At 38.9% G+C, this 18,309-nt stretch carries 13 protein-coding genes and 1 tRNA gene; 11 read left to right on the top strand and 3 right to left on the bottom strand.

What is annotated here, in order from left to right; genetic code table 11:
- The first annotated feature begins 86 nt into the window (after nucleotides 1–86).
- The 6 genes from clpB (at nucleotide 87) to HXT27_RS02005 (ending at nucleotide 8,155) form a co-directional block, all read left to right on the top strand.
- Complete coding sequence (gene clpB / locus HXT27_RS02030) at nucleotides 87–2,681, top strand: ATP-dependent chaperone ClpB (protein ID WP_103043368.1); 2,595 nt, start codon at nucleotides 87–89, stop codon at nucleotides 2,679–2,681.
- A gap of 369 nt (nucleotides 2,682–3,050) precedes the next feature.
- Nucleotides 3,051–4,391 carry a DNA recombination protein RmuC gene (rmuC, locus tag HXT27_RS02025; RefSeq protein WP_103043369.1) on the top strand — a complete coding sequence of 447 codons (1,341 nt, stop codon included), beginning with the start codon at nucleotides 3,051–3,053 and terminating at the stop codon, nucleotides 4,389–4,391.
- 34 nt (nucleotides 4,392–4,425) lie between these two features.
- The gene (locus HXT27_RS02020) at nucleotides 4,426–5,193 is read left to right on the top strand and encodes a hypothetical protein (protein ID WP_103043370.1); all 768 of its coding nucleotides are present in this window, start codon (nucleotides 4,426–4,428) and stop codon (nucleotides 5,191–5,193) included.
- A 79-nt stretch (nucleotides 5,194–5,272) separates the two neighbouring features.
- Nucleotides 5,273–6,079, top strand: a complete 807-nt coding sequence (locus HXT27_RS02015) for a TrmH family RNA methyltransferase (protein WP_103043371.1) — start codon at nucleotides 5,273–5,275, stop codon at nucleotides 6,077–6,079.
- A gap of 124 nt (nucleotides 6,080–6,203) precedes the next feature.
- Entirely contained in the window at nucleotides 6,204–7,196 is a 993-nt protein-coding gene (locus HXT27_RS02010) for an ATP-binding cassette domain-containing protein (protein ID WP_103043372.1), read from the top strand.
- Complete coding sequence (locus HXT27_RS02005; RefSeq protein WP_103043373.1) at nucleotides 7,193–8,155, top strand: ABC transporter permease subunit; 963 nt, start codon at nucleotides 7,193–7,195, stop codon at nucleotides 8,153–8,155. Before HXT27_RS02010 ends, HXT27_RS02005 begins: the two co-directional genes overlap by 4 nt.
- Before the next feature lie 154 nt (nucleotides 8,156–8,309).
- On the opposite strand, the gene HXT27_RS02000 is transcribed toward HXT27_RS02005, so the two are convergent.
- On the bottom strand, nucleotides 8,310–9,290 hold the full coding sequence (locus tag HXT27_RS02000; RefSeq protein WP_075523897.1) for an FKBP-type peptidyl-prolyl cis-trans isomerase: 981 nt from the start codon (nucleotides 9,288–9,290) through the stop codon (nucleotides 8,310–8,312).
- A gap of 160 nt (nucleotides 9,291–9,450) precedes the next feature.
- Between HXT27_RS02000 and HXT27_RS01995 the strand changes: the two genes are divergently transcribed.
- The 4 genes from HXT27_RS01995 (at nucleotide 9,451) to HXT27_RS01980 (ending at nucleotide 14,343) form a co-directional block, all read left to right on the top strand.
- Nucleotides 9,451–11,211: a hypothetical protein gene (locus HXT27_RS01995; RefSeq protein WP_103043374.1), complete on the top strand. Its 1,761-nt coding sequence runs from the start codon at nucleotides 9,451–9,453 to the stop codon at nucleotides 11,209–11,211.
- Nucleotides 11,212–11,262: 51 nt separating this feature from the next.
- On the top strand, nucleotides 11,263–12,276 hold the full coding sequence (locus tag HXT27_RS01990; protein ID WP_103043521.1) for a hypothetical protein: 1,014 nt from the start codon (nucleotides 11,263–11,265) through the stop codon (nucleotides 12,274–12,276).
- Nucleotides 12,277–12,455: 179 nt separating this feature from the next.
- Complete coding sequence (locus HXT27_RS01985; RefSeq protein WP_103043375.1) at nucleotides 12,456–13,487, top strand: tetratricopeptide repeat protein; 1,032 nt, start codon at nucleotides 12,456–12,458, stop codon at nucleotides 13,485–13,487.
- A 268-nt stretch (nucleotides 13,488–13,755) separates the two neighbouring features.
- The gene (locus HXT27_RS01980; RefSeq protein WP_155642921.1) at nucleotides 13,756–14,343 is read left to right on the top strand and encodes a hypothetical protein; all 588 of its coding nucleotides are present in this window, start codon (nucleotides 13,756–13,758) and stop codon (nucleotides 14,341–14,343) included.
- Nucleotides 14,344–14,573: 230 nt separating this feature from the next.
- On the opposite strand, the gene HXT27_RS01975 is transcribed toward HXT27_RS01980, so the two are convergent.
- Together HXT27_RS01975 and HXT27_RS01970 are read right to left on the bottom strand one after the other, a co-directional pair.
- On the bottom strand, nucleotides 14,574–16,667 hold the full coding sequence (locus tag HXT27_RS01975; RefSeq protein WP_103043376.1) for an N-6 DNA methylase: 2,094 nt from the start codon (nucleotides 16,665–16,667) through the stop codon (nucleotides 14,574–14,576).
- 143 nt (nucleotides 16,668–16,810) lie between these two features.
- Nucleotides 16,811–16,884, bottom strand: a tRNA-Met gene (locus HXT27_RS01970).
- Nucleotides 16,885–17,436: 552 nt separating this feature from the next.
- Between HXT27_RS01970 and atpB the strand changes: the two genes are divergently transcribed.
- Nucleotides 17,437–18,246, top strand: a complete 810-nt coding sequence (gene atpB / locus HXT27_RS01965) for a F0F1 ATP synthase subunit A (RefSeq protein ID WP_103043522.1) — start codon at nucleotides 17,437–17,439, stop codon at nucleotides 18,244–18,246.
- Nucleotides 18,247–18,309: the final 63 nt, after the last annotated feature.

Here is an 18,309-nt window from a genome sequence, read left to right as displayed (position 1 = left end):
GACAGAATGTGATTTGAGTGTAATTGAAAAAATTGCATAAGAATCACCTAAAATCCGCAGAATAGCGGTGTAAATGGGGGGTAAATATGGAACAAAAGTTTACAACCTTAGCGCAAGATGCATTAAGCGATGCTGTACAAAGCGCGGCTGCAGCTGGCAATGTGCAAGTTGACACTTTGCATTTGGCAGATGCATTACTTCGCCAAGAGCAAGGCGTTGTGCGCGCGCTTATTGCTCAAACGGGTGCGGATGCGCAACAAATTGGTGCTGAAATTCGTAACGCATTAGTTGCATTGCCTTCATCTACTGGCTCAACTACAACTAAGCCAGATGCAAGTCGCCAGCTTTTGGCTGCGCTAAGCCAGGCTGAAAAAGAAATGCACGCAATGGCAGATGAATACGTTTCCACTGAGCATATGCTTATTGGAATTGTTGCGAGTGCGCCAAACGCTGTTGCTGATATTTTCAAAAAGTATAACGTTTCTGCAGATGCGTTGCGAAAGGCTGTGCCAACTGTGCGTGGTGGTGCGAAAGTCACTAGTACGGATGCTGAAGGAAACTACAAAGCGCTTGAAAAGTATTCGGTTGATATGACTGCGCGCGCTCGCGAAGGAAAGCTCGACCCAGTAATTGGACGAGACCAGGAGATTCGCCGTGTGATTCAGATTCTTTCTCGCCGTACGAAGAATAATCCTGTGCTAATTGGCGAGCCGGGCGTTGGCAAAACTGCAGTTGTGGAAGGATTGGCTCAGCGAATTGTTGCAGGAGATGTGCCTACGACTTTGCAAAACAAGCGTCTTATAAGCCTTGACTTAGCTTCGATGGTTGCAGGTTCGAAGTATCGTGGCGAGTTTGAGGAACGTTTAAAGGCAGTATTGAAGGAAATCCAGCAATCAGACGGTCAAATTATTACGTTTATTGACGAAATTCACACTGTTGTTGGAGCAGGATCTGCAGAAGGTTCAATGGATGCTGGAAATATGCTTAAGCCAATGCTTGCGCGTGGTGAGCTGCGCTTGGTTGGAGCAACTACTCTTAACGAGTATCGCGAGCATATTGAAAAGGATTCGGCGCTTGAACGCAGATTCCAGCAAGTGTTTGTTGGCGAGCCGTCTGTTGAAGATACGGTGACGATTTTGCGTGGACTTAAGCAACGTTACGAAGCGCACCACAAGGTGACGATTAGTGACGATGCAATCGTAGCTGCAGCAACGCTTTCAAACCGCTATATTACTGGCAGACAGCTTCCAGATAAGGCGATTGATTTGGTGGATGAAGCGGCAGCTCACTTGCGTATGGAGCTTGATTCACAGCCAGAAGAAATCGATGAATTGCAGCGCAAGGTCACGCGTCTTGAAATGGAAGAAATGCAATTAAAGAAGGCGGAAGATGCTGCTGCGCGCGAACGCTTAGAAAAGTTGCAGGAAGAATTAGCTAACTCTCGTGAAAAGCTTTCTGGTTTGAAAGCGCGTTGGGATGCGGAAAAGGCTGGCCATAACAAGGTTGGTGATTTGCGTGCGCAACTCGATGCTAAGCGCGTAGAAGCAGACAAGTTTACGCGTGAAGGCAATTTGGAGCAAGCGAGCCGTATTTTGTATGGTGAGATTCCAAGCATTCAAAAAGCTTTGGAAGAAGCGGAGTCTGAGGCTGCTAATGCTAAGAGTGAAGCGAAAGAGCCGATGGTTCCAGATCAGGTTGATTCTGATTCTATTGCTGGAGTTGTTAGCGAATGGACTGGCATTCCTGTTGGTCGCTTGATGCAAGGCGAAAATGAGAAGCTGCTCAACATGGAAAAGGAGCTTTCTAAGCGTGTGGTTGGCCAAAGTGAAGCAATTCAGGCTATATCGGATGCTGTGCGCAGAAGTCGTGCTGGAATTGCAGATCCAAATCGTCCGACTGGTTCGTTCTTGTTCTTGGGTCCTACTGGCGTTGGTAAGACGGAGCTTGCGAAAGCTCTTGCTGACTTCTTGTTTGATGACGAGCGTGCAATGGTTCGCATTGATATGAGCGAGTATATGGAGAAGTCTTCTGTTTCGCGACTTATCGGTGCTGCTCCTGGTTACATTGGCTATGAGGAAGGCGGCCAGCTTACTGAAGCTGTGCGTAGACGTCCGTATTCTGTAGTGCTTTTTGACGAAGTTGAGAAGGCACATCCGGAAGTATTTGACGTTTTGTTGCAGGTTTTGGACGATGGTCGTTTGACTGACGGACAGGGTAGAACGGTTGATTTTAAGAATACGATTCTTATTATGACTTCTAACTTGGGTTCGCAATTCCTTGTGCAAGAAGGCTTGGATGAAGCAGCTAAGCGTAAGGCTGTTATGGATGCTGTACATGCTGAGTTTAAGCCAGAGTTCATTAACCGTTTGGATGAGCTTGTTATGTTCCATCCGTTGAGCCGCGAAGAGCTTGGTGGAATTGTGGATATTCAAGTTCGTCAAGTGGCTGCGCGCTTGAGTGATCGCCGTATTAGCTTGGATGTGAGCGATTCTGCTCGCGCTTGGCTTGCAGAGCATGGCTATGATCCAGTTTACGGTGCTCGTCCGTTGCGTAGATTGGTTCAAATGGAAATTGGTGATCAGCTTGCTCGATTGCTGCTTTCTGGAAAAGTGCATGATGGTGCACGCGTAGTTGCGGATTGTGTAGATAGTGACGACCATGTGGCTCTCAAAATTGCGTAGTGCCTGCATTATTTAATGTAGTCAAATAATGTAGTCAAATCGAACAAAGCGTGCTGTTTATTGGATTATTTTCCAGTATTCAGCACGCTATTTTTATATCTAAAATAATTGAAACACAAAGATATTGGGTTATTTTCAAAAATATTTTTAGAATGAACTAAAAAATAACTTGAAATAAAAAGGTGGATTTCCCCCTTAATTTTTCGAGTTTTGCTGAACGCTAACAGTAAATAGAAGTAATTTTCCATAAAGTTGTTGAAATACCTTGTTAAATAAATCCGTTATTTCTTTATGACGTAGATTACGTGTGGTTGTTGGAGCGTGTTGAGGTAAGTTTAGAAGTCAACCTCAAGGTGCATAATAGAACGTATGTTCGATATAATTGTGATGTTTATTTTAATGGTAGTTGTTGTTGCAATAACTGCTGTTATTGTGCTTGCTATTGTTAAGCACGGCTCTGGAACGCAAAACTCAGGCGGTATAAACCAGAATGAATTTAATCAGTTGCGTGCGCAACTGGATCAAGCGCGTGCTCAAGCTCAAGAAAATGGCAATCAGGCTATACAATATCGCACTCAAGCAGAGCAGCTTGCAGAGAGATTGAAATTTGTTGAGTCTGAACTTGTTAAAGCTCAGCAAGCAGAACAAGTGCGCGTTAATCGTGAAGATCAATTGCGAGCAGAGCGAGAAGAACGCGAAAGATTAAATCGAGAAAAGACTTTGAAAGAACAAGGCAAAGTTTTAGAGGCGTTGGCTCCTGTAAAAGAAAATCTTGAAGCGTTAAAAAATAAAGTTACTCAAATTGAAGAAGGACGCAAACAAGAAATGGGTGCGCTGAACACTCAGCTTAAGGGCTTGAGTGATCAGCAAATAAGACTGGACCGTGAAACAAGTTCTCTTTCTGCTGCTTTGAGGAATAATAAAGTGCGTGGTGCTTGGGGAGAAGCTCAGCTTAAGAATATTGTTGAGTCTGCAGGCTTGCTTGAGCATGTTGATTTCGATACGCAAGTTGCTGTTGCTGGTGCGAATGGCGAACCACAGCGACCAGATATGGTTGTGTATTTGCCTGGTGGAAAAACAATTCCAGTTGATGCAAAAGTTCCTTATGCGGAGTATCAGCGCGCATGTGAAATTCCAGATAGCGCAAGTGATGAAGAATTAGCTCGTAGAAATGAGTTATTGAAAGCACATGCAAAGGCTTTGAGAGAGCACGTTAGGGTATTAGGAGCTAAAGCATATTGGCAGGCTTTTGAAACAGCACCTGATTTTGTAGTTGCATTCATACCTAATGAGGCTTTACTTCAGGCTGCTCTTGAAGCAGATCCAACTCTTATGGATGATGCTTTTGCTCAAAAAGTAGCGTTGACTTCCCCTGTTACTTTGTGGGCTGTGCTTAAGTCTGTTGCTTACGCTTGGCAGCAGCAGAGTCTTACAGACGATGCGAAAGAGTTATTTGACTTATCTCGAGAGTTATATGATCGTTTTGCTGTTCTTGGAGAAAATGCTTCAAAGCTTGGCACATCTTTATCAAGAACAGTTGCAGCGTATAACAAATTTGCTTCTTCTCTGGAATCGAGAGTGTTAGTAACTGCTCGTAAACTTCAGAAATTAGATCAAAGTAAAGTGATTTCTTCAATAGATCTTATAGATTCAGATAAAGCTGATGTTAAAGAGCTGAGTGCACCGGAAGTATCGGTAGAAGATCGTTAAGATATTATTAAGTAAAAAGCTAAGGAGTGTGACGATGTTGGAATTGCAGGAAGAACGTTCTGAACTTAAACGCATGCTTTGCGCAGATATGAGCGCAAAGCCTTTTAGTGAGCTGTTTTCTGTTACATTTGCTCAGCATGCCTCTAAGCTTGTTGGAGATGTTCTTTTTGATGCGATTGAGCGTGCTGGATATTCGCTAGACAAAGATGTTGACTCTGTTGGCGCATTGACAGCTGCTGCTGTCCCAATGGTTTTCGCTCTTATTCATGCGGCTGAACGTAAGGGAATTGAACTAGACGGATTTGTTATGGATTTCGTTTTCCCTTCAACAAAAGGTCCATCGATTAAAGGCAAACGAGTACTTTTACTTGACTCTTGGCTTTCTGAAAAATCGTATGTTCAAACTTCGTCTCTTGTGACTTTAAGGCACGGAAATGAATTAAGTCTTGATTTTAGCATTGTTAAGCAGCAAGGTGCTCAAATTCTTGCTATAGTTGCATTGATTGGTGGTGTAGATGCGGATAATCAAGGCAATAGACATCTTCAATTACTAAATCCAATAAGTGAGGAGAATACTAAAATGGCATTTGTTCAAGCTTTCGATGAAGAAGAACTACGTGAAAATGCAGCTCATGAAGATTGCTGCAACGATAATTGCTGTGGTGGCCATTGTGAGGTTAAGTGCACTGGTGATTGTGAGCATGATGGTTGCACTGAGCCTTGTTGCAAAGATAATTGCTGTGGCGGCCATTGCAAAGCAGGTTGTACAGGAGATTGTGCAACAGACGGTTGCCAAGAGTAGTTGTTAAGCATTGTTAAACATTGAATTACAATCGCTAATCCACTAGTTTTTAGTTGTAAGTACGGAGCAGAAATTTTACATGCACGAACCAAACCCAATTACTTTGGCTGCAAAAGCTTCAGATGAGCCAGTTTTCCGTCCTATAGGTGTTGGCCCATGGGTTCAAGAGCATCCAGATGAGCCTCGTCCAGATAATCCAGAATCGCCAAATTATGATGCGCGATTTAGCACTGAATTATTAAACGAAGGTGACCAGCGTAACGTTTTAGATTGCTATCGATACTGGAAAGTGGAAGCAATTAAATCAGACTTAGACGCTAAAGGTCGAAACGAGTTTGAAGTAGCAGTAGAAAATTGGACTCACGATTTCAATATTGGTTCTATGGTTCGCGCTGCAAACGCTTTTAGCGCGCGAAAAGTGTATATAGTAGGTCCTCATAAATGGAATCGTAAAGGCTCGTTAATGACAGAGTTATATCAGTATGTTGAGTGTTGCCCAACGATTGAAACTCTAGTAAATAATTGGCGAGAAAACATTCTTAAAGAAGCAGAAGAAGCGCATCAACTTTTGCTTCTTGCACAAGCAGATGGCAATAAAGAAGCCGAAGAAATCGCAAGGTTGCAGGAACAAGACGCTAAAGATGCGCGTGTTATAGCGCTCGATATTATTCCAGGTGCTGTTGCTATGGAAACTTACAAGTTCCCTAAACGTTGCCTTATGCTTTTTGGCGCTGAAGGTCCAGGTCTTTCTAAAAAAGCGCTAGAAATGGCAGATGACGTTGTTTATATTTCGCAATTCGGTTCTGTGCGCTCGCTAAATGCGGGCGCTGCTGCAGCAGTTTCCATGCACGCGTGGATTGCACAGCATGCAGCAATAAATTGCTGATACAACAAGCGAATATAAATAAACAATCGCAAATAAACAATCGCATTACAAAATGCAATAGACTGTACTTGTAAACGCTTGCATAAAATGTGTATTTTTTTTTTATTTGTGGTATTGTTAATTTATGTTAGAATTTCAACATATTACAAAGCGTTTCGGTGCGAAAACAGCGCTTAACGACATTTCTTTCGTAGCTGAAGATGGCAAAGTTACAGGCTTTTTAGGTCCTAATGGTGCTGGTAAATCTACAACGATGCGTTGTGCTTTAAATCTTATTCATGCCAATAGTGGAACTTCTCTTATTGATGGCATACCTTATACAAAACTCGCGTCCCCGATGACAGAAGTCGGAGCAGTTCTTGACGCAAAGTCTGCTCATAGGGGTCGCACTGCTTACAATCACCTGTATTCACTGGCTTTAACTCACGGGATATCAAAAAAGCGCGTTGATGAAGTGATTGATATTACTGGTTTAACTAGCGTAAAAACCCGCAAAGCAGGATCTTTCTCGCTAGGCATGAGCCAACGTCTTTCGATTGCTGCAGCGCTTTTAGCTGATCCGCACAATCTCATTTTGGATGAGCCAATTAACGGATTAGATCCGGAAGGCGTTAAGTGGGTTCGTGAATTATGCAAGTATTACGCAAGTCAAGGTCGCGCAATACTTCTTAGCTCGCACTTAATGAGCGAAGTCGCGCTTACTGCAGATAACCTTGTGATTATTGCGCATGGCGAAATTTTGGAGCGTACAACAGTTCAAGATTTTGTTGATGCACATTCGCAGCACGCTGTGCGACTTGTGACTCCAGAAGGTGAAAAACTAGTGCAAGTACTTACACAAAATCATCCAGAATGTAGGATTTTGCAAGATAATCGCACGCCTCAAGACGTTCAAGAAGGCGAACTTTTTAGAATAACAGGATGTGAGCTAAGTCAGATTGCGCGCGAAATTGCAGATAATCAAATTTTGGTATATCAGCTAAATCAAGAGCATGCATCGCTTGAGGAAGCATATTTAGCTCTTACGCACGGTCAAGAACAGTATGTGACTAGAGCATTACCAAATGCAACATATTCATCTGGAATGCAATATGTAAATGGAAGGAGCGCAAAATGAGTGAGCAAATTGGACAAGCTGTTGAATATCAAACGAACAATTCTTACAGAACTGGCCGTAGTATGAACGCTCAGCACTTGCATCTTACATTTATGCACACGCTTAAATCTGAGATTGTTAAGTTGCGTGGTCTTGCATCTACGTGGTGGTGCATGGCATTAACAGTTGCTTTGCCAGTAATTTTTAGCTTTATTATCGCGCTTGTGCAAAAATCACTGTCTAATGTTGACGCTGGTAGAAATGGAACAAGTCAAAGCAGATCAAGCGCTGTAGTTACTGTTGGACCAAGCGATAAAAGTGACCTTATTACATCGCAAGAAAGCATTTTCCACTTAGTTATTAGCTTTGCTTCTGTATCTTTGATTGTTTTGGCAATTTTTGCAGTGCTTGCTGTAACTGCGGAACATTCTACGACTTCAATTCAGGCTTCTCTTACTGCTGTACCTAAAAGGGGTATGTTCTTTACTGCTAAGTTTATTGCTGTTGCAATCTACGTTTTTGTAGTGCAACTTATTGCAATGACAGTTTCTTTGGCTGCTGCAGAATTAGCTTTTGTAGGAGATAATGTTTCTGGATTATCTGGAAGCAACGCGTGGGAATTGCCTATCACGCTATTCCTCGGCTCTCCTGCAATCATGGTTTTTGTGGCAGCAATGGCGTACGGTTTCGGCATGATTTGCAAGTCAACTGCTGGCGGAATTATGTGCGTTATTGGAGCCGTGATGATTTTGCCTTCTGTTGTTAGCATCGTTATGCTCACAAGCAATTTCGCGAAGTGGACTTCAATACTTATTCAGATTTTACCAGCCAATGCTGTGAATCAATTCTTAGGAACGAGAGTACAGCTTCCACCAAATGCATATGTTTTCACATGGTGGCAGTCCGGTTTAGTGGTTCTTGCTTGGGCTGTAATCATGTACGCAATTGGCTACGTAATTGAAAAGCATCGCGATATTTAAATCGTTAATTGTTTGTTAATTGTTAAAAATTGAGGTATCTTAAAAACTTTGATCTATAGACCAAAAACTTTTAAGGTACCTCAATTTATTTTTTATTTAATTATTTACTTTTTTACTTATTTACTTATTTACTTTAATATCTAAAGTCACAAAATCAGGAAGCGTAAAGAATATCCACAACGAAGTAAAGAGTGGAGTTTGCAGGAATTGTTACTTTTCCGTTCGCATCCTTTTTATCTTCTTTTCCATAGCCTTCATCTGGAGGAACGATAAGAAGCACTTGCGATCCGACTTTCTTTCCTGCTAAGCCTTTTGTCCATCCAGAAATCACTTGACCATTTAAAGAGAAATCTGCAGGTGCCCCTCGTTTCCAAGATGAATCAAACTGAACTAGCTTGCCGTCTTTGTCTGTAGTCCAACCGCTGTAATGAGCAGTGACAGTGCTTTTATCAGTCACTGTTTTTCCAGTTCCTTCAATCAAAGTTTGAGAAACAAGCTTGCCATCTGGAACGTAGTTATTTTTATCTAATGATGGAGCTCCAGATTTATCAAGAGTTACTTTTGGTAAATTGCTAGGTATATCAGTGACTTTTTTACCTGAAGCCTTAGTTAATAGTTTACTCTTAGAGACGAGTGTAAGAACTATAAGATAAGAAGGATTTTTGCCCTCGCTTTTAACGCCGAATGCGATTGTGCTATTTAATTTTCTTCCCTTTAGAAGAGCATAATATTGAGGATTTGTTTGGTTTTTATTTACTACCAATGAGCAATCTTGAGAATCTTTTTTCTTCCAAGTGCTCATCAATTCTTTGCCGTCTTTTGCTGAATAAATTGTTCCTTGAGTGCAAACTCGGTCGCCTTCTTCAATTTTTGCGCCGTTTCCTTGTTGCAAAATTGCATATGAATTTTTCTCAACATTAAAAGGAGTATTAAATGTTACTTTAGGCATCTTGCCTAATTCGCCTTCTGCGCTCACTCCGGACATTACGTGCATTCCAGCTGCGTCTGCTTTAGGGTCAGACTGACTTCCTTCTTCATCGCCACATGATGCTAATCCAGCGCACATAATAATAGCGCTTAAAATTGCTGTTGCGCGTACTAGAAAAGATTTTTTTATAAAACTAGTTTTTTTCATAAGGTTCAGACTACCGCGTGATGTTGATTTTATTCTGGTTTTATGTTGATTTATGTTGATTTGATATATAAAAAACTAGAAATGCACTTAATAAGAAAAGCTAGTAGAATAGAAGTGATATGCAATTTAATAGAAGCGATATGCAATTATGGGATTATTTATGAAAGAAAAGAGATCTATGCAAAGAACAACAATGCGCGCTAAAATTATGCGTGGGATTGTGACTCCTCTTTTCGTAATACTTGCCATAATAAGTATTGCTTTAGGAGTGCTTAATTCAACTATTTGGAAGCCAGATTCAATCATAAATGCTTACGATCATATAATTGATAAGCGTTATATTATAACTGATCCTGGCGTTATGAATATGGTAGATAATCATGTTCGTATTGACGTTGCTGTAGAAGGTTCTAGGAAACCAGTTTGTATTGCGCTTGCGTTAGCTAAAGATGCGCACGGATGGGTTTCTGGATATCCTGTTGCGAGAATTACCGGTTTGAAAGATTGGAATAGACTTTCGTCTGTATCTCAAGAAGCAGAAGGTAAAAAGGATCCTGTTTTGGATAAAGAAGATTCTGCTGAGAATAAAAATTCTTTGAACGGTTCTTCTAATTCTGACGGTTCTTCTAATTCTGGTGTAAATTCTGACACTAATTCAAATCAAAGTGTGCCTTTTAATAAATCAGATTTATGGGCTTCAAGCACTTGTCAATTGGGGTTGGCTCGATTATCTGTTAATCTTTCTGATTTTGTGCAAACTCACCCTGATGCTTATATGCATACGGAATCTGGTAAGCGTGATGAGAATGGATTGAATATTTCAGAAGGAACTAAAAATGATGCCGGCAGCAGTTCCTCTCAGTCTACAGCGTTGCGCTCGCAATTAGCTAGGCGAGTTTTTCTTATTGATTTAGGTGATAATGCGAAGAATGCATATGTTGAAATGCGTTGGCGTAGGCATACCATTCCAGATTTTGCCACTCCTCTTTATTTCGTAGGAGCGTTGTTGCTGATTATGGCGGCTCTTTCTGCAACAGTGTTTGCTATGTCGCCTCATCGTCGTCGTAATAAGCGGTTGATTGCAAGCCGTTCTATGCTTTTGGAAGCAGAATCTAATAATAAACGTGTAGAAGTGAGTATTATTGAAGCGTTTGCTGGAACGTTCGCGGAATTATTTGGCTCGCATCATAAGCGTAAGTCTTCTTCAACTCATGCTCGTCATGGTGTTCATGCTCGTAAGAAGAATAAAGAGAATATTTCAAATCAGAATAATGAGCAGAAGTATTCAGTAGTTATTCGAGATGATAATTCGTCTTCAACAAGCAAGTCAAAAGAAAGCTATGAAAATATTAAATCTTCTGATTTTACAGATGAAACAGCAGTAATAAGTAGAGATGAATTGCAATCTTATTTTGCTCGCTTAGCACAGGAATCATATGGAGATTCAAGTAATAAAGCTGTTCGCAAATTAGTTGATAATGCTGATTTAAGTGTTATGTCAAGTAGTAGTAGCGTTATCAATGATTCTGATGGCGAAAATCGCGAAGATGCTAATGTGCGGGAGGCTAGTGATTTAGGTGAGTATGAGTCAGATGCGTATGATAGCGATGTTTCTAGTGACATTTCGGATTCTTCAGATGCTCACAATTCTCAGATCAATGGTGACTTTGATTCTGAAATTAGTGATGCTACTAGTGAAGATATAAGCGATTATGATTCTGGTAAATCTCGCAGTTCGCGTTCGCGCGGAAGAAAACGTCAGCTGAGCGGATTGCGCGGCAATGGCGGAAATATTGGAAATAAGAATGAGCACGGTCGTAAGCGTTCACGTCAAGAGAAGGCTCAAGTCAACGATAGATATCGTAAGATTCGTAAAAATAACTTCAAAAACCGCAATTCATCAGAAAATGATGGGGAGTAGTTGAATATGCATAATAATAAACACAAGAATAAGCAGATAGATAAAAATATTATGCGTAAATCAATTATTAGAACTTTTATTTCTATTATTACTTCTTCTTTAGTTTTTGGCGTTACTTTAAGTCTTTCTGCTTGTGACGGTCAAGTTCCTAAGCCTGTTGAAAGTCAAGTCTTAAAAGAGCAGCCTGACGTTACGATGATTAAAGAGAAAGACATACGTCTTGGAATTTTGCGTGCTCTAGAGCGTGCAAATGATGAGAAAAAAGTAGAAGGTTTAGATTCATATTTGAGTGGTCCTGAGTTGGCTGTGCGAACCAGTGAGCTTACTGTTGCTAGTAAAACAGGAAAATTAGATCCTAAAACAACTATTCCTCGTGAAGTCGCTCAAACAATCATTCCTGTAGATCCTGCTTGGCCGCGAGATATTATGACTATTACAACAACGACTAAAGATCAGCAGTCTAAGCGTCTTCTAGTTTTTCGTCAGGATCGCGCTCGCGCAAATTACAAATTATGGGCTGTTTCGCGATTGTTCCCAGGAGTGCATCTACCTAAGTTTGCAGTGCCTTCTATAGGATCTTCAATGGGCAAAGATAATGATTCTGGATTAGTTATGACCCCTCGAGATGCTGTTGTAGCTTATGCAGATGTTTTGCAACATGGAGATAAAAGTAAGTTTGCTAACCGTTTTTCAAATGATTATTTACGTCAAAAGTTAAACGAGCTTTCGAAAACAGTTCAGGAAGGTATGGAGCGTAATAAAGGTACTCAGGAGCAAACTTTTTCGCCTGCTTTAGGTGATATTAGCGTTATGCGTTCTACTGACGGCAATGATCTAGTGGTTGCAAGAATTGATTCTGTGTGGATTCGCAAAGCTGGAGAGGGAAGAGAATCGCGACCTGCTTCAGATGAAGAAAAAGCGCTTTTTGGAGATTCTCCTGCAAAATCAACGATGCGCGTTACATACGTTAATGTTATTGCTTTGGTTATTCCTCACGCTGGATCAAATATGAAAATTACTCCTGTTGGTGCTGAACGTCAGCCGATTAAAGTAGAAGCACTTTAGATTGTTGAGGTTTGTTGAGGTTATTTAGGTTTATTGAATTTTTATTGAGGTCTATTGAGATTATTGAGATTTTATAGCGCTTATCCAGATTTTATCTCACTTTATCTCGCTTTTATGCGTGAGTGTGTGATATAAGTACTGTGATATAAGTACTGTGAATTGAAAATGAGGCAAATAATATGGCGAATGAACAATCGCAGAACATGAATCCTGGAGTATTTTCCCTTGCTGGAGCAGTAGACTTAGAGTCAGTTAAGCGTCGTGTTGAAGCTCAAGCTAAGCAAGCTGCTAGGGCAGCGGAATCTTCTTCTGTAAATAATGCTGGATCTGCTCCAAAAGCTGGCGGATACGTTATTGATGTAAATGAGCAATCGTTCCAATCGATGGTTCAAACTTCTGTTAGCTTCCCTATTGTTCTTCTTCTTTGGCAGCATAGCGATGAAAGCTATTATGAAGTAGCTCAAAAATTAGCTGATGCAGTAAATTCTCTTGATGGTCGTATGCAATTAGCTCGTATTGACGCGGATGAAAGTCCTAATATTGTTCAGGCATTGCGCGCTCATGAGCTTCCTTCAATATATGGTTTGGTTGGCGGAAGACCAATGCCAATTGTGAATGGTTTACCAAGCGATGAGGAAATGCAACAAATTTGCACAGTAATTTTGCCAAAACTCGTTCAGGTTGCAGAACAATCTGGAGTTGCTGGAACTGCTCCCTTTATAGAGAGTTCAGATGATTCTACTTTAGATGATAGTAATGAAAGCGAAAGCAAGTCTGAGTCTAGTTCTATTGAAAAAGTTCCTCCTGCTCATGAAAAAGCGCATGAGCTTGCAGCACAAGGTGATTATGAGGGTTCTGCTCGCGAATATGCTAAGGTTATGGAAGCTGATCCTCATGATGTTCTTGCTGCTCGTGAGCATGCTAAAGCCTTATTGCTTGCGCGCAACGTGAATACAAATGTTGCTGAAGTTCGTAAATCTGCTGGTGATAATCCTGATGATGTTAATGCTCAGCTTGCTGTAGCGGATGTAGATATGATTGATGGCCATATTGAAGATGCTTTTGACAGATTGCTTGATTTTCTAGTTGCTACGCATCGCAATGATTTTGATACTGTTCGCTCTAGAATGCTTGAGTATTTTGCAATGCTTCCAGCGGATGATGAGCGTTTGAAACGTGCTCGCCGTCGTTTGTCTATTTTGCTTTATTGATATATGCGCTTTTAAGTGTTTAATTTGTTTTTAGAAATAATTTTGACTATTAGCGCGATATGTAGAACAAAATATTGGTAAATAAAAAATAAATATGAATTCGATTGTAGTTTTCAATATATTGGAAAAGATTTTGAATCTAAAATCGTAAAGTAAAAATCGTAATCTAAAATCTAAAATCTAAAATCGTAAAGTAAAAATCGAACTCTAACATCTACAAATCGTAAAGTAGAAATCCGAGAAAGTGTAAAGTAAGGTGGAAGATAAAGTGGAAGATAAATTGGAAAGTCAAGTGGATAAGTCGGAAGAATTGAAGGAATTTAGAGATGGTATTTTTGCTCTTAGAACTCGCAGGTTCGGTACAGTAGCAGAAATAATGATTAAGTATCTTTATAACATGTCTGAATCCCATGATTCTGCATTTGATAAATATTCTCAAACAGAAGGACGAGTTGAAGTAAAGTTCTCAACCGTTATGAAAGAAAATGACGATAAAATTCTAGATACAAATGTAATTAGCCAATGTAAAAAAGCAAACCTTGCTAATCGCTCAATGAAAAGTAGTGATGTAGAAAAGGGATTTGCTTTTGATTGCAATATTCAACAAGTAAAAACTAAAGAATTTCAGGTTCTTTATTATGGTCTATTCTTTGCAGATTGCATTCGGATATTTTCAATGACAAAAGATGAGGTTTTAAAGTGCCCTGGATATTCCAATAAGCAACATCGTGGTAATGAAGGAGAAGGACAGTTCCATTTGAATCAAGGGACTCTACATTACCATATGGAGAATCATCTAAAACGAGTTCTTACGTATGAAGAATTATATGATCTGTTTTCAAAAATAGAAGAATAGCATTTTGGCAGTTTAGTTGATCTGCTATGTAATTTAAATCCGGCAGTTTAGTAGAATTAGGCACTTTATTAAAATCCTGAGCTTTACTCAAGTCCGTCAATTTAGTTTAGTTCTGAGCTTTACTCAAGTACGGAACCTTACTCGAAACTGTGTAACTTTAGTCACAGTGATAATTCTGTTAGTTGTTGCAATTTGAGTCAAAATATTTACTACTTTAGCAAAGAAATCTACTACTTTAGAAAAGAATCGAATTGACTAGAAAAACTGTTTATTATCTCCTTTTCTGAGTTATTAAGATTATATAATCTCATAACATGCTCTTCGATCTCATTATAAAGAGTTGTTTTATCTAATGTGCAATGATTTTCTAAGCTTAGTAAATTATCTACAAGCTTCACAATTGTATTTTGTTCCTCGCTTGAAGGTGTTGGGAATGGTATTTCTTCAATATGTGATCTGAGTAATTTTACTGAATTATATTTTTTACGACACCAATAAGTTATTGTTCTAGAATTTAGTATTGCTAAAATATACTTCATGCTAATCCCCGTAACGTGAGGAATTAGTATGTTGGCACTATTTAGAGATAATGTTTGATTTGCATCGTAAGAAAAAACTGGAGCTTCGCATATAAAGCGATAAATTAGCTTTTCTTTTGCGCGATACATTTCAATGGGAGCTACTTGTTGAAATGTGTTCGGAACGAAATGGATGTAGCTATTACTATTGTCAAAATAATATTTATGTAGATTGCTTCCTTTAAGTATCATCTCATTTTGTGGGTTTTTTGTATTAGAAATATATTTTTTATTTGCTCCAGTAACAATGCCTAATGCAAAGTCAGCTTGATTTTTCAGTGTAAATCCGTTTTTTACGTTAGTAAGTTTTTCTAAGCAATCAACATCTTCGTCAGAAAGGTCAAAATTCCAATATTCTTCTGATAGATCACGGTTCTTATTTATTGTGAATCTTAAATTGTTCGTTTCAATATTGCAGCCTATAGTACTTCCTTCGCCATCCTTTTTTAAGACAATAAGTATGCAAGGGCAGGCTACTCCTGTAAAAGGATTGCCAATATAGCTAACAAATTTTATAGAAGATGTATTTTTTATGAAACATCTTATTTTTTGATGTGCTTTTACATTTAAGATAGCTTCTGGCAAAACATATGCTATTAGCCCATTTTGATTGATAATATTTAAAGATAACTCCATGAATAAGTCATAAGATTCAGAGCCTTTCTTTGATGCTGTTTTGTAACTATTTAGAAGTTTATTAATTTCAGTTTCGGAATAAACATATCCCCAAGGCGGATTGCCAATTACGAGATCATATTTTCTCGTATCTCTATTTAATAGAGAATCAACTTTTCTAATATGTTCATTTAGTGTATTTATATTGTTTATTCCGTTTATACAAAGGTTTAATTTCGCAATAGAAACTGAGATTTCGTCTATATCGTTACCGTATAAACGCTCTATTGACGCACCTCTTTTGAGCGATGCAAGAAGAAAGTTTCCGGTTCCGCAGCATAAATCAATAATATTTCCATTATTGAACTGTGTAGATGCTTTTACTGAATCAAGTAATTTATTTACGATATTTATTGGTGTGAAATAAGAGCCAGTAGATTTTCTATATGAAATGCTGCTAACTGAAATGTATATAAAGCCCAGGAAATCTTGATATGGTATGAAAGTTGGTGTTGGTACGTTCTGATACGTTCCTAATTGCGAGATGTCGATGTTGTGCAATAATTCTCGCAATAGCTTAGATATGCAGTCATTTTTATTTTGTGCTATGAAGACTTGCAATGAAATATATGGAAGTTTTGCTGACTGTAAATAAAGTTTCAAAGCTAAGGTTGCTATAAGAATTCTTATATTTTTTTCGGGATATGGATCGGGATATTGATCTTGATTTGGATATGTATCTGTATGTAGGGTGTTATGTATGGAGGTATATAAAGCAGAATCTTTCTTTACTAGTTCTGAGCCGATTAAGATATTTTTTCCGTCATCTTCAATGTAATCAGCGTAAAGGTTCAGTCCTTTAATAGCCTTCTTATTTCTGCGTTTGGTTAATTTATCAGATTTCCCTGTGATTATATCTGATAAAAGTTTTTCTACTTCGTGTTCTTCGAATAATAATTTTTTGCCTGATGTATTTATTTTCTTAATTCTTCCTAGTTTTACCCAATTTCTTATAGTTGCAGTAGAAACAGATAATTTTTTTGCAGTTTCATTAACGTCCAACGTTTTTTTTGTTTCCAATAAATCTAACGTTAAATTTTGCTCAGAATTAAACGTATTTAATCCCCTCATTAACTTAATTCCTTTCCTTCTCGATTTGATTTTAGCGTAATGGAAGATTTGCAGTAAAGAGATAATGAGGAATATTTAAGTAAAGTAAAAAAGCCAAGAACATTAGCAAATCGTGAGAAAATTGCTTAATTCTTGGCTTTTAGTAGCGGGGCATGGATTTGAACCATGGACCTCTGGGTTATGAGCCCAGCGAGCTACCGAGCTGCTCCACCCCGCGTCGGCTATTTTTAACAGCTCTATCTACAATAGGTGCAAATTAAGATTTGTCAAGTTTTTGGCGTGTTTCTTTGCAAAAACATACCAAATTATACATAGTCTTATATTTTAATAAACATATGCTTAATAAAATTAAGTGTTTTTCCAATTTTAAAGTCTGCAGTTAGCGCGTGTAGCTTACTTAAGAGTTAAATATTTACCGTGGAGGGGTACGGTTTGTGGCATAGAAGTGAACATATGTGCATGAATAATTTTCAAAAATATAGTGGTAATTTTTACGTGAATTAACCGTATCCTTATAAAAATTTATATATTTTCTTGTATTTTATCGGAAAATAAATAAAAACCATAAGTCTAAAATGTGATAAACTACAGGGAGTATAAGTTATGTACAAAGCACGAGTAGAATCGGAATTCAGAAGCCGTATTTTCGGTTTATGCATGCCGCCTGGCAAAGACGGATTTGCAAAAAGTGCAGCTTGTTTTTATATAAGGTGCGTCAAACTAGCAGGAGGCGTCAGTGAGCGGAGTCGTTGGAGGCTTTACCAATGCTATGGTAATAGCGTCAGGTCAGCCAGAGTTGCCTAATATTAAGGATTTTTTGCCTCCAGAAATTTTGTTCCAAGGAACTCCATTTGCAATGAATCGCATTATTTTAGTGCGATTATTGATGATGACCATAATCATGCTTGTATTTGGTATCAGTGCTGTGCGAGCAAGGTTAGTTCCATCTCGTTGGCAGAGTTTAGTTGAAACTCTCATGGATTTTGTGCGATACAACATTGTTTATGAGATGATTGGCGAAGAACGTGGCAAGCGTTACGTTCCTATGATGTCTACGCTATTTTTAACAATATTCTGCTTTAATTTGTGCGCTGTTATTCCAGGTTTTAATATTGCTGCAACTGCGTCAATTGCTGCTCCATTGGTTTTTGCATTGTGGGTTGTATGTCAATATCTTTATGTTGGTATACGAGAAAAAGGATTTTTGCGCTTCTTCCGTGAAGCGTTATTCCCAGCTGGAGTGCCTTGGCCTATTTACTTCATTCTTTCGCCATTGCAACTTATAGAACTTATAATCGTCAGACCACTTTCTCTTACAATACGTCTGTTTGCAAATATGGTTGCAGGGCATTTACTAGTTGCTACTTGCTTAGTTTTTACTAATTTTTATGTTGTAGATTCAAGCAATAAACTTCTCGCATTAGGAGGAGTATTGTGGCTTCTTGGCGGAATATTATTTACAGTGTTTGAGATTTTGGTTGCAGGATTGCAGGCGTTTATTTTCACTGTTCTTGCATCGGTTTATGTTTCGGAAAGTTATCCGGAAGAGGAAGAAAAGAACGCAGCTGCTGCTGCCTAAGTTATACAAAATATGAATCGCATAACTTGTATCAAGTTAAATTGCATAAATTTTGAACTGATA

Source organism: Gardnerella bivia (genome assembly GCF_049262715.1).
Classification (GTDB): domain Bacteria; phylum Actinomycetota; class Actinomycetes; order Actinomycetales; family Bifidobacteriaceae; genus Bifidobacterium; species Bifidobacterium vaginale_A.
Note: the sequence above shows the minus strand (reverse complement) of the source record. Positions and strands in the feature narration are given on the sequence as shown.

What these genes read in the sequence shown, in the direction of transcription:
- clpB (WP_103043368.1), top strand. Translation starts at nt 87, where the DNA reads ATGGAACAAAAGTTTACAACCTTAGCGCAAGATGCATTAAGCGATGCT.
- rmuC (WP_103043369.1), top strand. Translation starts at nt 3,051, where the DNA reads ATGTTCGATATAATTGTGATGTTTATTTTAATGGTAGTTGTTGTTGCA.
- HXT27_RS02020 (WP_103043370.1), top strand. Translation starts at nt 4,426, where the DNA reads ATGTTGGAATTGCAGGAAGAACGTTCTGAACTTAAACGCATGCTTTGC.
- HXT27_RS02015 (WP_103043371.1), top strand. Translation starts at nt 5,273, where the DNA reads ATGCACGAACCAAACCCAATTACTTTGGCTGCAAAAGCTTCAGATGAG.
- HXT27_RS02010 (WP_103043372.1), top strand. Translation starts at nt 6,204, where the DNA reads ATGTTAGAATTTCAACATATTACAAAGCGTTTCGGTGCGAAAACAGCG.
- HXT27_RS02005 (WP_103043373.1), top strand. Translation starts at nt 7,193, where the DNA reads ATGAGTGAGCAAATTGGACAAGCTGTTGAATATCAAACGAACAATTCT.
- HXT27_RS02000 (WP_075523897.1), bottom strand. Translation starts at nt 9,290, where the DNA reads ATGAAAAAAACTAGTTTTATAAAAAAATCTTTTCTAGTACGCGCAACA.
- HXT27_RS01995 (WP_103043374.1), top strand. Translation starts at nt 9,451, where the DNA reads ATGAAAGAAAAGAGATCTATGCAAAGAACAACAATGCGCGCTAAAATT.
- HXT27_RS01990 (WP_103043521.1), top strand. Translation starts at nt 11,263, where the DNA reads ATGCGTAAATCAATTATTAGAACTTTTATTTCTATTATTACTTCTTCT.
- HXT27_RS01985 (WP_103043375.1), top strand. Translation starts at nt 12,456, where the DNA reads ATGGCGAATGAACAATCGCAGAACATGAATCCTGGAGTATTTTCCCTT.
- HXT27_RS01975 (WP_103043376.1), bottom strand. Translation starts at nt 16,667, where the DNA reads ATGAGGGGATTAAATACGTTTAATTCTGAGCAAAATTTAACGTTAGAT.
- atpB (WP_103043522.1), top strand. Translation starts at nt 17,437, where the DNA reads ATGGTAATAGCGTCAGGTCAGCCAGAGTTGCCTAATATTAAGGATTTT.